The organism is Prevotella micans F0438 (assembly GCF_000243035.1).
Taxonomy (GTDB): Bacteria; Bacteroidota; Bacteroidia; order Bacteroidales; family Bacteroidaceae; genus Prevotella; species Prevotella micans.
This window is the reverse complement of the sequence record NZ_JH594522.1, coordinates 594548-609117: the sequence shown is the minus strand read 5'-3', so window position 1 is coordinate 609117 and position 14570 is coordinate 594548. Positions and strand designations below refer to the sequence as shown.

Sequence of the window (14570 nt, the reverse complement as noted above, 5' to 3'; positions counted from 1 at the left end):
ACGTACACACACACACACACACACACACACACACACACACACACACACACACACAGGCATCTAGCCTCTAGTAACACAAAAATTTCTTTCGCTTACGCGCGCGCGAAGCGTGCCGTTAGCCCAGCATACACGGGGATTCCGAGAGGATTCTCCGTGCCACTTTTCATGCCCTTTTGTCAAGAGCTGCAAGAGGGAAATAACGACGATTTAATCAAAGAAAATAAGGATAAACAAAATGAAGAAAGTAGAGTTTAAACGCCGCCTCTATGTGCGGCCCGAAACGAGCATCGTCGAACTTGAAGACGAGCTGTCTATTTGCCAAACATCCGTTGTTCCACAAGTTCCCGGTTCAACCGAGGAGGAATGGGAAGACGAGGAAATAGAGATTGGCGAGGAAACAATTTAAAGCAACACATTAAAAAACACGCAGAAATGAAAATCAAGCAAATATTATTTGCCGTCGGCGCCGCATTTCTTTTGGCTGCTTGCACAGGCAATGAGAACATCGAAAACGAGCAGAAGAAAACCGTTGAGATTGAAAACATCACCATCACCGAGGAGCCGTTCGAACCCGAGGCGCCCTCAACAACCCGCGCAGCCCAGGCTCCGCAAATCGTCGACCTCGGCGACGGAATCACAGCCGAGGTGTCGCTCACCGAAGACGCTCAAGAACAGCCCGCTCAAACTCGCGCCGCAATTGCCGACGGGCACTACACCATTTATGTAACAAAACCTACAGGCATTACTCCGCCGGGTACATCAGCCCCAATCCTGGCCAAGCTTTCGGGTACCGTACAGGGGAACAAATTCGTCCGCGATGCTACTTCTCCTAAAATGCGACTTGCCCCCGACACCTACACATTTATTTGTGTAAACGATGCTATCTCTAAAATAGTTCACGGTTATCATGGCGACTCCTTCGCCCTTTATAACGACAAAGACAATCCGATGATTGGCGTAACCTCAATGGCGGTTAGCGGTGAAATGACTGAAGTTCCTTTTGTTATGAAGCATCGCAACTCATCGCGCGTTCGTTTCCAAATCACCTCTTACACTAACGAGGGTCAAGGTATCACCGGCAAACTTTCTTTCACGAATATTGCCGCCACAACTTATTTTGATATGGAAGGGCGATGGTTCGGCTCAATTCCAGGAGCTTTTACTTCCGGCACCTACACCTTTGCCGAAAGTGCAGTCACCCCCTCCGCATACACACAAGTCATAAAGCGCACCACAGATTATCGCTATTTAACGAGCGATATCAGCGGTTCGAATGCCCAATTCACCATCGACGGCGGAACCATCTACGGCAAATCGCTCGCCGGCAAATCATTCCCCCTCACCGCCATCAGTCAGTTACAGGAAAACAAATCCTACACCTGCAACATCAAGTTGAAGCCCTCCGCGCTCTATCTTTTCCAAGACGGAACCGTGGGCGTTCTGGCTGACAAAGGCACCCGCACCCCGATAGGTGTTGTGGCACGTGAAAAAACCAATACTGAGGCCGGCTTGGCATGTGCTCTAAGATGGTATGAATATAATCAATTGGGCCACATTGGAAAGAGCTGCTGGAAGAATATCGGTGACCACATTGAGGAGAATGTCAGCCCCTCACCCACAAATATGGTGGAGGCCGCTGCCGACATGAACGGCTACAATTGGACTTACTCTCCCAATCTGCAAGGTATCGTCCGTTCCAATGAGCCTGTTGTCTATCCGGCTTTTTACTTGGCTGCACATCACAATCCCGGCGTCACCGTCACCGGTGCTAATGTCGGCCAATGGTTCCTGCCGGCTTATGGGCAGTTGGTGAAGCTTGCAGAAACCATTGGCTTTACTCCGCTTACATTTACAACTAGTGAGGTTGTTTCTCCTCATTACAAAGGAGGTTTTCCCGCAGGTTTACCAGACAAGTTTACCCAAATCGTGAAGGCAGCAAATCCTTCTATGACCCAGATGGATCAACACTTCTTTCTTTCAAGTACACAAATACATGGAAATCTAGATTACCGCCCCGCGTATATGTTCTTTCAAAACGATCCCCCAATTGGTTCTAAAGTCTATACAGGCTACTGTTGGAATACGATGACGAATGGTTGTGTGCTCCCATTCGTAGAATTCTAACGGGGAAAACGTTTTTGGCAGTTCTTCTGCCCTCCGGGGCGGAGTTATTGTCAAGTGACAACGGGGCCAAAAGGTGCCAGCGGAGCAAACAAGTGGCTTGTTCGGTCATTTACAAGCGAAAAAGTGCAAACAAGCGACTTGTTCGGTCGTCTACAAGCGAAAAAGAGCAAACAAGCCGCTTGTTCAGCCGTTTACAAGCGAAAAAGCAAAAACAAGCGGCTTTGTTCAGTCGTTTACAAATGAAAAAGAGCAAACAAGCCGCTTGTTCGGTCGTTTACAAGCGAACAAGCGCAAACAAGCCGCTTGTTCAGCCACGAAATATCATCGTTCAATAAAATATCAAAAAAACTATGGAAAAGAAAATCAAAATCGGAGACTACGGTGCCTCATTCAACAACGTGCTCCATATGCAGTATCATCGCTCGCTGTACACGAAAGTGACGGGCGTAGACAAACAAAAACTCCACATCACCGACGAGATGCTCAAGGAATGGAAACAGTGCATCGACCTGGAAGAAGACATCAACCGCGAAGTGACCGCCTCGCCGCTCTCAAAACGCCTGAACGAAAAAGACCGCGAGCGCGACGAAGTGCTCAAGTTCCTCTTCGGCGTGATTAAACACCACAAATTCTCGCCCGTGACCGCCGAGCGCGGTGCCGCCGAAGTGCTGGGCCTCATCATCAACCCCTACACAGGCATCCAAACCGAAGCCGTGGAAGAAGAAACGGGCCACGTCTACGGACTGCTTCGCGACCTGGAAAAGCAATCCGCCGAGCTGATGATACTCAATCTTGGTGTAACCCTTACACGATTGCGCACGCTCAACGACGAATTCGCCGCCTTGCGCCTTCAACGTCGCGACGCCGCCGTAGCCTCAAAGCTGCCCACCGCCCGCATGGCACGCCCGAAAACCGACGCCGTATGGAGCTCCATCGCCGACCAGATCTACGCCTCCTATCTCTTCGCCGCCACCGATGCCGAACGCGAACTGATAAAAGGGCTCATCGACATCATCAACAAAACGTTCGCCGACTTCAAAACGATGAACAAACAAAGCATCGTGCCGAGAAAGAAACCCGGCGACGGAGGTAAAAAGCCCTCCGACCCGAAAAAGCCCGGCGGAGGCGACGGTAAAAAGCCGGATGACGGTGGCAAGAAACCCGATGACCCCAAGAAGCCGAATGACCCCAAGAAACCCGGCGGCGGAGGAGATACTCCCAAACCCGGGCGCGAGGAAGACCCCGGCGAAGACCAGGTATAAGAGAAATTCGTTTATATATCAATCAAAAGCCCTGCACGCTCCGAGATGGATGCGTGCAGGGCTTGCCGTTTTATTATATCATGGACTCGGTTTAAGAGAAATTATCCTGTCCCTACATGCGGCCTATCGGCCGAGTGGGCATCGATTAGGTTGAGAGGGTCTGCGGTATAGATAATTCTCACGAAGTCGGGGAGATTGCCCTGGCGAATAGAAACCGTACAAATCTTGTCAAGCCATACAAGTCTAACCAATTCAAGTAATTTGCCTTTTTACAATCTATCTGTTGCACATGGATTTTTAAGTTGTTAACTTTGCTGCCGGCTAAACAAGTGAGCTTTCAAAGCTTTAAACAAAAGTAATTATGCCCAGAATAAAAACAATCGGAATTCTCACATCTGGAGGCGATGCGCCGGGCATGAATGCGGCCATAAGAGCCGTGACACGCGCCGGAATATTTAATGGCTTCTCAATAAAAGGCATATTCCGAGGATTTGAAGGATTGGTGAGCAACGAAATGAAACCGTTCACAACAGAGAATGTCAGCGGTATCATCGGACAAGGTGGAACCATCCTGAAAACAGCTCGCTCAAAGTCGTTCCTAACAGTAGAAGGAAGGCAAAAAGCCTATGAAAACCTGGTTAAGGAAAGCATAGACGCCTTGGTGGTTATCGGCGGAAATGGCTCGCTGACGGGAGCAATGAAATTCGGCGAAGAGTTCGATTTCTGCTGCATAGGTTTGCCGGGTACGATAGACAACGACCTATACGGCACAGACAATACCATCGGCTACGATACAACGATGAATACAATTATGGAATGCGTTGACCGCATACGCGACACAGCGCAAAGTCATGAAAGAATATTTTTCGTTGAAGTGATGGGGCGCGATGCCGGTTTCCTAGCACAAAACTCGGCAATAGCCAGCGGTGCCGAAGCAGCAATAATTCCAGAGGACTCAACAGATGTCGACCAGCTTGCACGATTCATGGAACGTGGTATTCGCAAATCGAAAAAGAGCTGCATCGTGATTGTTTCGGAGAGCAAGAAATGCGGGGCAATGTATTACGCTGAACGCGTTCGCAAAGAATTTCCCGACTACGATGTACGTGTTTCGATTCTGGGACATCTGCAACGCGGAGGTAGACCTTCAGCACGCGACCGAATTCTGGCCAGCTGCACAGGTGTAGGCGCAATCGAAGCCATAATGCAAGGACAGCGAAACATAATGGTTGGCGTTCGTAATAACGAGGTAGTTTATGTTCCCCTGTCGGAAGCAATAAGGCCAGATAAGCCCATAGACAAGAAGCTCATACAAGTGCTCGACGAACTCAGCATATAGTAATTCGAATAATATAAATACAAAATATAGAAGTTTATGTCAAAGATAAATGGACGTATCTCTCAGATTATTGGCCCGGTTATAGACGTCTATTTCGATACGAAAGGCGAAGAACCGGAGAAAATATTGCCCAAGATTTACGAGGCACTTAGAGTGAAACGTCCGAATGAGCAAGATCTCATCATCGAAGTGCAGCAGCACATCGGTGAAGACACGGTTAGATGTGTCGCAATGGACAACACCGAAGGATTGCAACGCGATTTGGAAGTGATTCCAACCGGCAGCCCGATTGTAATGCCCTCGGGCGAACAAATTAAAGGCCGCATGATGAATGTGATAGGACAACCTATTGACGGTATGGAGCCTCTGAATATGGAAGGCGCATATCCCATCCATCGTGAACCGCCGAAGTTCGACGAACTTTCTACACAGAAAGAGATGCTCCAAACGGGTATAAAGGTTATCGACCTTCTGGAACCATATATGAAAGGCGGAAAAATCGGACTTTTTGGTGGTGCCGGTGTAGGAAAAACCGTGCTCATCATGGAGCTCATCAACAATATTGCTAAAGGACACAATGGTTATTCGGTCTTTGCCGGCGTTGGAGAACGTACCCGCGAAGGTAACGACTTGATACGCGACATGCTTGAGTCGGGAGTTATTCGTTATGGCGAGAAATTCCGTAAAGCAATGGACGAAGGCAAATGGGACCTCTCGCTAATCGACCGTGAGGAGTTGCAAAAGTCGCAAGCAACACTTGTTTATGGTCAGATGAACGAACCTCCCGGAGCCCGCGCATCGGTGGCTCTGTCGGGATTAACGGTGGCCGAAGAATTTCGCGACCATGGAGGTAAAGACGGTCAGCCGGCCGATATAATGTTTTTCATCGACAACATATTCCGTTTCACCCAGGCCGGTTCAGAGGTTTCGGCTCTGCTGGGACGCATGCCGTCGGCTGTAGGCTATCAACCCACCCTAGCAAGTGAGATGGGAGCTATGCAAGAGCGAATTACTTCTACAAAGAAAGGCTCCATCACATCGGTGCAAGCCGTATATGTTCCGGCCGATGACCTTACCGACCCAGCTCCAGCAACAACTTTTACACACTTGGATGCTACGACAGAATTGAGTAGAAAGATAACCGAGCTGGGAATCTACCCTGCTGTAGACCCGCTTGGAAGTACCTCACGTATATTAGACCCGTTGATTGTCGGCAAGGAACACTATGATTGCGCCCAACGCGTAAAGCAACTTCTCCAGCACTACAATGAACTGCAGGACATCATTGCAATTTTGGGAATGGACGAGCTTTCAGACGAAGATAAACTTGTTGTTAATAGAGCCCGTCGTGTGCAACGTTTCCTTTCGCAACCGTTCACGGTGGCCGAACAATTCACCGGTGTAAAAGGAGTTATGGTTCCAATTGAAGAGACCATAAAGGGATTCAACGCGATTCTTAACGGTGAAGTAGACGACCTTCCCGAACAGGCTTTCCTGAATGTAGGTACGCTTGAAGATGCAAAAGAAAAAGGTAGACAGCTTCTGGAAGCTGCAAAAGGATAGAGATTGAGATGTTAAGACTTAGAATAGTTTCGCCCGAGAAGATAATCTTCACTGGAGAAGTGGACAGTGTTTTGGTTCCGGGCGAACTTGGAGAATTCGAAATCCTCAATAATCATGCTCCGATAATATCCACACTTTCGGAAGGTAGAGTGGTTTATAAGATTGGCGAAGAAAGTAAATTGTGCCATGTTCTTGGAGGTTTTGTCGAAGTTCAGAAAAACGAGGTTAGCATTTGCGTAGAATTAAAGAACGATTAGTCTCGTAATTCTTAATATAAAGAATGAAAAGTAGCATTGATAAAACAGAACGTCGCTATCAAAAGTATAGTCTGTGGATTATCCTCGGACTGACTTTGTTGGGGCTTCTGATAACGCAGATTACTGTTCGCTCATTCTTTATATATCCAATAATAACAAGCTCCCTATTCTGTCTTATTACAAGTTTATGTTATGGCAAGGCCTGGAAATATATAGCTCTGAAATCTCCTTCGAGTCTAACCAAGTTCTATTTGTCGGCATCATTCGTTCGAATGTTTCTGGCATTAGCAGTAATAATTATCGGAGTATTTGTCTTAAGACACGACCGCTCATCAATGATTGAGTTTGTTGGAGTTTTCTCAGGTTTCTATCTATTTATAATGGTCTTCGACAACATATATTTTTTCACGGTGGAAAAGAATAATAAAATAAATAACAGGAAGATATGAAACGTATCAAACAATTGTTTTTCATGTTGCTTGTGCTTTTTGTGGCAGCTCCACCGGCTATGGGTCGGGATATGTCGAAGAAAGCAAATGTGGATGTGAAAGACATTTTGTGGGGACACATAAAAGACTCTTACGAGTGGCACATAACTGATTTTGGTGATGAGAATCATCATCATCCTGTTGTTATACATCTTCCCATAATCGTTAAAACAAGTACAGGTTGGCACATCTTCAGTAGTGAGCAATTTTCAGAAGAACGAGATGCAAATGGTGATCGCCCCGGACCTTATAATCTGGTTATAAAGGATAGTGAGGCTAAGGATAATCCGAATAAGATAGTTGAAAAGATAAGTGGACAGGAGATAATTCCTTTAGACTTGTCGATTACTAAAACGGTTTGTGTGCTTTTCATAGATGCAATTATATTGCTCTTGATTATTCTGATTCCCGCACGCTGGTGTAAGAAGCATAAATTAGACGATCCTGCTCCGAAAGGATTCACTGGCTTGATGCATATGTTTATTATGAACATATACGATGATGTTATAAAGGCTTGTTTAGGCGATGAAGCTCCTAGATATGCTCCATGGTTACTCACATGTTTCTTCTTTATCTTCGTGGCTAACATAATGGGAATAGTTCCTTTCCCACCGGGTGGCGGAAACCTAACAGGCAATATTGCATGTACTTTCTTCCTTGGAGTGAGCACATTTCTTATCACCAATATAACCGGAACTCGTACTTATTGGAAAGAGATATTCTGGCCGGAAGTACCGACATGGTTGAAACTCCCGGTTCCATTGATGCAAATCATAGAAATCTTCGGCATCTTCACTAAACCATTAGCACTCATAATCCGACTCTTTGCCAATATGCTAGCTGGTCATGCGATAGCATTATCTTTCGCAGCAATCATATTCATTATGTTCAGTATAGCAGACAGCGTATTAGTCAATTGGCTTGCAGGTTCGGCAATGAGCGTTATTAGTATAGCAATGAGTGTGTTTATGATGTTGCTAGAGGTTCTTGTAAGTTATATCCAAGCTTTAGTGTTCACTATGCTTAGCGCCGTGTTCATATCATTAGCGCATGTACGCGAGCACAGAGCTTGATAATTAATAATCCCCAATCAGTAGATAGAAAACAAAAATCAATAATAAATTAAAAGTTAAGAACTATGTTATCATTATTATTAGCAGAGGTTGCTCTCGCAAAGTTTGGCGCTGCTATCGGCGCAGGTATAACTGCTATCGGTGCAGGTATAGGTATTGGTCGTATTGGCGGTCAAGCTATGGATGCAATGGCTCGTCAGCCGGAGAAAATCGGCGATCTTCGTTCATCGATGATTATTGCCGCAGCTCTTATTGAAGGAGCAGCTTTCCTTGCTCTCATCATTGCAATTCTTGCGATAGTTATGTAAAGAAGAATGATGTTAGAAGTATAGCCCATGCCATATTTCATTTGGGGCTCTATATGATGATTTGAGGATACTATTGAGAGAGGTCCCTCTTACATCATGCAAACCTTTTAGCATCCTTATTAATTCTATTTTTGAAAGAACAAAAACCAGTGTATGGATTTATTAATTCCTAGTGGCGGACTACTCTTTTGGATGACGCTCGTCTTCCTACTCGTCTTCTTCATCTTATGGAAGTGGGGATTCCCTTCTATTGTAAAGATGGTGGAAGACCGCAAGGCCTACATAGACGACAGTCTTCGTAAAGCACATGAAGCAAACGAGAAGTTAGCCAATATTCAAAAAGAAAGTGAATCCATCATGCAAAAAGCACGTGAGCAACAAGCCTCCATTCTCAGAGAGGCTTCTGCAACGCGTGACACCATTGTAGAACAGGCGCAAGAAAAAGCTCGAGAGGAAAGTTCTCGAATCGTTTCCGAAGCCAGAGCTGAGATTGAGGCCGAGAAACAGAATGTTATTCGTGATATTCGTAATCAGGTTGCTGAGCTCAGTGTTCAGATTGCAGAAAAGATTCTGCATGAGAAGCTTTCAAATGATGGTAAGCAGATGGAACTTATTGACCGACTACTGGATGACGTTTCTTCTACTGTAAATAACGATAGTAAATAATAGCTTATGGATTTAGGTGTAATATCGGTTCGCTATGCTAGAGCGCTTTTGAAGGCTGCTACCGAGCAGAAACAAGAGCAGCGAGTCTATGAAGAAATGCAAACGCTCGCCAATAGCTTTATTCAGATACCTGAATTACGCTTAACGATAGATAATCCAATGCTTCCTAAGAACAAGAAACAAGAACTCCTGGAAACGGCATGTGGCAAAGAGCTCAGCAAACTTCTAAGGGATTTCTTCACACTTGTTCTTCGAGAGGGCAGAGAGGGAATGCTTCAGTTCATGGCCGCCTCTTATATCACGCTTTATAGAAAACAGAAGAATTTAATTAGCGGAAAGTTAACGACGGCTACACCGGTGTCTTCGACTATGGAAAAACGAATGGAAACCATGGTACAGGCAAGAACAAAAGGTTCTGTAGAGTTTAATACAGAGATTGACCCAGACATAATTGGCGGTTTCATTCTGGAATACGACACCTACAGACTAGATGCCAGCGTGAAGGCTAAACTGAATTCCATCCTCACACAATTAAAGAAATAAATAAGAAATTCACATGTCAGAAAGAATAAGACCAAGTGAGGTGTCAGAAGTTCTTCTAAAAGAATTGCAAGGCATCAACTCGGAAGAGAAGTTTGATGAAATCGGAACGGTACTTACCGTTAGCGATGGCGTTGCACGTATTTACGGACTACGGAATGCAGAGGCCAACGAGCTTCTGGAATTTGAGAACGGAACAATGGCCATCGTGATGAATCTCGAAGAAGATAATGTCGGTTGTATTCTCCTTGGCTCAACAGCAGGCATCAAAGAAGGTCAGAGTGTCAAGCGCACACATCGAATCGCATCCATCCGAGTAAACGATAAATTCCTTGGGAGAGTTGTGAATCCGCTTGGCCAGCCGATAGATGGAAAGGGTGATATTGACCTGACCGAATCATTTGAAATGCCACTCGACCGTAAGGCACCTGGAGTTATCTTCCGTCAGCCCGTAAAAGAACCTCTGCAAACAGGGTTAAAAGCAGTGGATTCCATGATTCCTATCGGCCGAGGACAACGCGAGCTCATAATCGGCGACCGTCAGACGGGAAAAACTGCTATTGCCGTAGATGCTATCATAAATCAGAAGAGTTTCTATGAACAAGGCAAACCGGTTTACTGTATCTACGTGGCTATCGGACAGAAAGCCTCAACCGTGGCAAATCTCGTTCAAACGTTGAAAGACCAAGGAGCATTGCCTTATACGATTATTGTTAGCGCCACAGCAGCTGACCCGGCAGCCATGCAATACTATGCTCCGTTTGCCGGAGCAGCCATAGGCGAATACTTCCGTGACCGTGGATATTCGGCTCTGGTTGTTTACGACGATCTCTCGAAACAAGCTGTTGCATATCGCGAGGTGTCGCTCATTCTTCGTCGTCCTTCCGGACGCGAGGCCTATCCTGGGGATGTATTCTATCTGCATTCTCGTCTGCTTGAACGTGCAGCACGCATCAACGACCAGCAGGAAATTGCCGAACAGATGAACGACCTGCCAGAATGTATGAAAGGGCATGTTCGTGGAGGTGGTTCTCTAACAGCGTTGCCAATCATTGAAACACAGGCCGGCGATGTGTCAGCCTATATCCCCACGAACGTCATCTCTATAACCGATGGGCAAATTTATCTAGAGAGTGATCTTTTTAACCAAGGATTCCGCCCAGCCATCAACGTTGGAATATCCGTTTCGCGTGTAGGTGGGTCGGCTCAGGTTAAGAGTATGAAGAAGGTGGCCGGAACTTTGAAAATCGATATGGCACAATATCGCGAGCTCGAAGCATTCTCTAAGTTCTCATCGGATATGGACAAAGTAACTGCCATGACTCTTGACCGTGGTCGAAAGAATAATCAGTTGCTTATTCAGCCCCAATATACCCCTATGAGTGTAGGTGAGCAGATTGCCATTCTCTATTGTGGTGTGCACGGACTGATGCACGACGTCCCTGTGGAAAAAGTGCGCGAGTGCCAAAACCAATTCCTGGAAACTATGCGTTCTGCACACAACGAAACTATTGAACGCTTGGCTGCCGGACAGCTCCTCGAAGAGGATACGAAACAGATAGAGAAGGTGATGGAAAACGTCACAGGCCAATATAAATAATCCCGACAACACAATGCCTTCATTAAAAGAAATTAAAACACGCATCGCCAGTGTCAACAGCACTAGGAAGATAACTAGTGCTATGAAAATGGTTGCTTCAAGCAAGTTGCATCATGCTCAAGTAGCTATAGAGAATATGCTTCCATACGAGAATATGCTCGAACACATTCTGAAAACTTTCCTGATTTCGACATCCGATTCGAATACTCCTTTTGATGTTGTGCGACCCGTGAATCGTATTGCACTCGTTGTGTTCTCATCAAATAGTTCACTCTGTGGTGGTTTCAATGCAAACATCATTAAAACCGCCCAGGGAGTCATTGAGGATTATTATGCAAAAGGCCTTACGAAAGACGATATAATCATCTATCCCATCGGGAGGAAGATTGCTGAAAAGGTGGAGAAGATGGGTATGTGGAGTGCTGGAACATATCTCTCACTGGCTGACAAGCCAAACTCTGAAATATGTCGCGAAATAGCAGTCGAAGTTCAAAGGCTATGGATGGAAGGTGAGGTCGACAAGGTTGAACTCATATATCATCACTTCAAAAGTGCCGGTTCGCAGATTCTCACACGCAAAACCTTACTGCCAATCGACTTAGAAGCCGAGCTCACTGAAAATAAAGAGCGCGAACTCACTTCGATTGTCGCAACGAAGAAATCGCAAGATTATTTGAAGAAGCACGGTCAGCAATCCGAAGAGAAAAAGAACTTGCAAGATTTGAGGCCTCTCAACGATAACTTTATCGTCGAGCCGAGTCTCAAGAAGGTTCTCACATCACTCATTCCACGTCAGTTGCATCTCATGGTCTATACGGCTCTTTTGGACAGTAACGCCTCCGAGCATGCCGCCCGCATGGTGGCGATGCAAACGGCGACCGACAATGCCGATGAACTGCTTCGGAATCTGAAGTTGCAGTACAACAAGTCGCGCCAAGCTGCTATCACCTCCGAGCTGCTCGACATTGTTGGCGGAACGGTAAATAATTAGAAACTTCTACTGTTGTATTCATATGCATTTTTTGCGTCCGGCCTCATTTGGGCCGGCCTCTTTTTTATTTTCATCCCGCAAGTTGGTCATTAGAAAATTATTCGTGGTGATAGGGTTCGCCTTTGATGATTGTGCAGGCACGATAGAGTTGTTCGACGAAAATAAGGCGAACCATTTGGTGAGAGAATGTCATTCGAGAGAGGGAAATCTTTTCGGTGGCGCGTTCGTATATGGAGGTGGAAAAACCGTAGGGACCGCCGATGATGAACACCAGGCGACGTGCGGTTTGCTGTTTCGAGATGAGCCAAGTGGCATACTCGGTTGAGCGGAACTGACGGCCATGCTCGTCGAGTAGGACCACGACGTCCTGCGGTTGGAGTTCTTTAAGGATAAGTTCAGCCTCGCGGACTTTTTGTTGATTTTCCGATAGGTTTTTGGTATCCTTAGGTTCGGGGACAACGATGGTCGAGAAAGGCATGTAGTGGGCAATCCGTTTGGCATAATCGTTTATTGCTGACTCGAACATGCGACTATGCGTTTTCCCGACCATGAGTAGGATTGTTTTCATTCTGTGTGGTCTTCGTAGGCCGATTTCCGTTTTGGATTCATCGGGAACCATCCCTTTTTAACGCGTTGTTTCTGTTCGAACAGTTCGCCGATTCCCCATAGAAGTGAGGCGCCGGCTACACCAAGCAAGGCCGACCAGAAGAGGCTTTGCACAAACAATGCGGCCCCACAGAATGATAGACCGACGATGAGGAAGATTATCCATGGCTTGGTTCCGAAATAATATTCGGTTTTGATGACTAACGGATGGCACACGCCAATAATGAGGAATGTACATATGGCAAGGATGATGCCTTCGAAATTCAATGACATTGATATTGTTGAGTTGGTTTTTATTTTTCTACATCACGTTGAGCCAACGCAGAATATCGTTCAGATTAGCCACAATCATGAGGATTATGAGGAGGGTTATGCCGATGTATTCGGCTCGAACCATGAATTTCTCGGATGGTTTGCGCCGGGTTATCATTTCGTAAAGGAGGAACATTACATGTCCGCCGTCAAGGGCCGGCACGGGGAGGATGTTCATGAAGGCGAGGATGATGCTCAGCAGTGCAGTCATGTTGAGGAACATATACCAGTCCCAATATGGTGGGAAGAGGCCTCCGATAGAGCCGAATCCGCCGATGCTTTTCACTCCGTCGGCCGATGCGAGGTAGCGGAAGTTGCCTACGTATCCGCCAAGTATGTTTATGCCGTGTTTGAATCCGGCTGGTATGCTTTCTAGGAATGTGTAGTGCTCTACGGTTGGCTGATAGTAGGATGCCAGGTTGCTTTGGGTTACTCCGAGTTTGAGTTCGGGGTCGAGGGTAATTCGTAGTGTATCTATTTTGTGGTTGCTGGTATGGCTTACTACTAGAATGGCTTTGCGTATGGTCAAGGAATCACGTGTGGTTTTCTTGACGGTCATAACGTCGTTGAGTATTCCGATTTGATAGTTCCAATCGGTCCAGGTTTCTATTTTCTTTCCGTTGAGCGCAAGGATATGGTCGCCTTTTCTGATTCCGGCTTTCATGGCTATTCCGTCTTTGAGCACGCTGTCTATTCGTGCCGGAATGTAGGGTTCGGCAAACAGTGGGCGTTCTTTAATCATGGCGAGCATGTCGAGATTTCCGGGCATTGTTATGCTTATTTTTTTTCCGTTGCGGAGCACATCCACTCGTTTCGCTTGTGCTATTTGTCTGAAGAAGTCGCCGTTCACGTTGAGATATTCCTTGAATTGGCCTTGGTCGGTTCCGAGCATAATGTCGTGGTCTTGGAACCCAATTGTTTTGGCTTCGGTGCTGAAGCGCATGCCCATTTTCATGTCGGACACCTTGTAGTATGTTTGTCCCCAGTTGAACATTATAGCTGCATAGATGGCGAATGCCAGTAGGAAGTTCACCATCACTCCGCCAATCATGATGAGGAGTCGTTGCCAGGCGGGTTTTGTTCTGAACTCCCATGGTTTGGGGGTTTTGGCTATTTGTTCGGTGTCGAAGCTTTCGTCTATCATACCCGATATTTTGCAATATCCTCCTAGTGGCAGCCATCCAATTCCGTAGGTTGTCTTACTGTTTCGGGGGCGCCATTTGAATAGGCTTCCTTTCCATTTTCCGATGGAGATATCTAGGAATACGTAGAATTTTTCGACTCTCACGCCGAATAGTTTAGCGAAAAACAGATGTCCACCTTCGTGTAGGAGCACCAGGATAGAGATTGCCAAAATGAATTGGAGCGCTCTGATGAGGAATGTTTCCATTGATTATATTCTTTTTTGTTGTTTATGTTGTTGTTATGTTCTGTGTTTTGT

Annotated in this window: 16 protein-coding genes; 13 read left to right on the top strand and 3 right to left on the bottom strand. The window is 46.1% G+C overall.

Translation table 11 applies throughout. The features are described from left to right. Nucleotides 1–235: 235 nt before the first annotated feature. The 13 genes from HMPREF9140_RS10600 (at nucleotide 236) to HMPREF9140_RS06970 (ending at nucleotide 12211) form a co-directional block, all read left to right on the top strand. Nucleotides 236–406 (top strand): hypothetical protein, encoded by a 171-nt coding sequence (locus HMPREF9140_RS10600; RefSeq protein WP_006952945.1) that lies wholly within the window; start codon nucleotides 236–238, stop codon nucleotides 404–406. 26 nt (nucleotides 407–432) lie between these two features. Further along, nucleotides 433–2124 carry a hypothetical protein gene (locus HMPREF9140_RS07025; protein WP_006952944.1) on the top strand — a complete coding sequence of 564 codons (1692 nt, stop codon included), beginning with the start codon at nucleotides 433–435 and terminating at the stop codon, nucleotides 2122–2124. 350 nt (nucleotides 2125–2474) lie between these two features. Beyond that, entirely contained in the window at nucleotides 2475–3386 is a 912-nt protein-coding gene (locus tag HMPREF9140_RS07020) for a DUF6261 family protein (protein ID WP_006952943.1), read from the top strand. A 361-nt stretch (nucleotides 3387–3747) separates the two neighbouring features. Next, nucleotides 3748–4725 (top strand): 6-phosphofructokinase, encoded by a 978-nt coding sequence (gene pfkA / locus HMPREF9140_RS07015; protein ID WP_006952942.1) that lies wholly within the window; start codon nucleotides 3748–3750, stop codon nucleotides 4723–4725. Between the two features lie 36 nt (nucleotides 4726–4761). Further along, complete coding sequence (atpD, locus tag HMPREF9140_RS07010) at nucleotides 4762–6288, top strand: F0F1 ATP synthase subunit beta (protein WP_006952941.1); 1527 nt, start codon at nucleotides 4762–4764, stop codon at nucleotides 6286–6288. A gap of 8 nt (nucleotides 6289–6296) precedes the next feature. After that, entirely contained in the window at nucleotides 6297–6545 is a 249-nt protein-coding gene (gene atpC / locus HMPREF9140_RS07005; RefSeq protein WP_006952940.1) for an ATP synthase F1 subunit epsilon, read from the top strand. Between the two features lie 23 nt (nucleotides 6546–6568). After that, the gene (locus HMPREF9140_RS07000; RefSeq protein ID WP_006952939.1) at nucleotides 6569–6994 is read left to right on the top strand and encodes a hypothetical protein; all 426 of its coding nucleotides are present in this window, start codon (nucleotides 6569–6571) and stop codon (nucleotides 6992–6994) included. Further along, on the top strand, nucleotides 6991–8106 hold the full coding sequence (gene atpB / locus HMPREF9140_RS06995; protein WP_006952938.1) for a F0F1 ATP synthase subunit A: 1116 nt from the start codon (nucleotides 6991–6993) through the stop codon (nucleotides 8104–8106). Before HMPREF9140_RS07000 ends, atpB begins: the two co-directional genes overlap by 4 nt. Before the next feature lie 65 nt (nucleotides 8107–8171). Continuing rightward, the gene (gene atpE, locus HMPREF9140_RS06990; protein WP_006952937.1) at nucleotides 8172–8414 is read left to right on the top strand and encodes an ATP synthase F0 subunit C; all 243 of its coding nucleotides are present in this window, start codon (nucleotides 8172–8174) and stop codon (nucleotides 8412–8414) included. A gap of 153 nt (nucleotides 8415–8567) precedes the next feature. After that, nucleotides 8568–9080, top strand: a complete 513-nt coding sequence (gene atpF / locus HMPREF9140_RS06985; RefSeq protein WP_006952936.1) for a F0F1 ATP synthase subunit B — start codon at nucleotides 8568–8570, stop codon at nucleotides 9078–9080. A gap of 6 nt (nucleotides 9081–9086) precedes the next feature. Then, nucleotides 9087–9623: a F0F1 ATP synthase subunit delta gene (locus tag HMPREF9140_RS06980; protein ID WP_006952935.1), complete on the top strand. Its 537-nt coding sequence runs from the start codon at nucleotides 9087–9089 to the stop codon at nucleotides 9621–9623. 13 nt (nucleotides 9624–9636) lie between these two features. Beyond that, nucleotides 9637–11220 carry a F0F1 ATP synthase subunit alpha gene (gene atpA, locus HMPREF9140_RS06975; RefSeq protein WP_006952934.1) on the top strand — a complete coding sequence of 528 codons (1584 nt, stop codon included), beginning with the start codon at nucleotides 9637–9639 and terminating at the stop codon, nucleotides 11218–11220. 13 nt (nucleotides 11221–11233) lie between these two features. Then, nucleotides 11234–12211: a F0F1 ATP synthase subunit gamma gene (locus tag HMPREF9140_RS06970; RefSeq protein WP_006952933.1), complete on the top strand. Its 978-nt coding sequence runs from the start codon at nucleotides 11234–11236 to the stop codon at nucleotides 12209–12211. A 97-nt stretch (nucleotides 12212–12308) separates the two neighbouring features. Here the strand turns inward: HMPREF9140_RS06970 and rlmH are convergent, their stop codons facing one another. The 3 genes from rlmH to rseP are packed head-to-tail and all read right to left on the bottom strand — an operon-like array spanning nucleotide 12309 to nucleotide 14519. Next, a complete protein-coding gene (gene rlmH / locus HMPREF9140_RS06965) occupies nucleotides 12309–12779 on the bottom strand; it encodes a 23S rRNA (pseudouridine(1915)-N(3))-methyltransferase RlmH (RefSeq protein WP_018571841.1) in 471 nt (156 codons plus the stop codon). Further along, nucleotides 12776–13090, bottom strand: coding sequence for a DUF4491 family protein (locus tag HMPREF9140_RS06960; RefSeq protein ID WP_006952931.1), 315 nt, complete (start codon nucleotides 13088–13090; stop codon nucleotides 12776–12778). The genes rlmH and HMPREF9140_RS06960 overlap by 4 nt, the downstream gene beginning before the upstream one ends. Before the next feature lie 28 nt (nucleotides 13091–13118). Then, a complete protein-coding gene (gene rseP / locus HMPREF9140_RS06955; protein ID WP_006952930.1) occupies nucleotides 13119–14519 on the bottom strand; it encodes an RIP metalloprotease RseP in 1401 nt (466 codons plus the stop codon). Nucleotides 14520–14570: the final 51 nt, after the last annotated feature.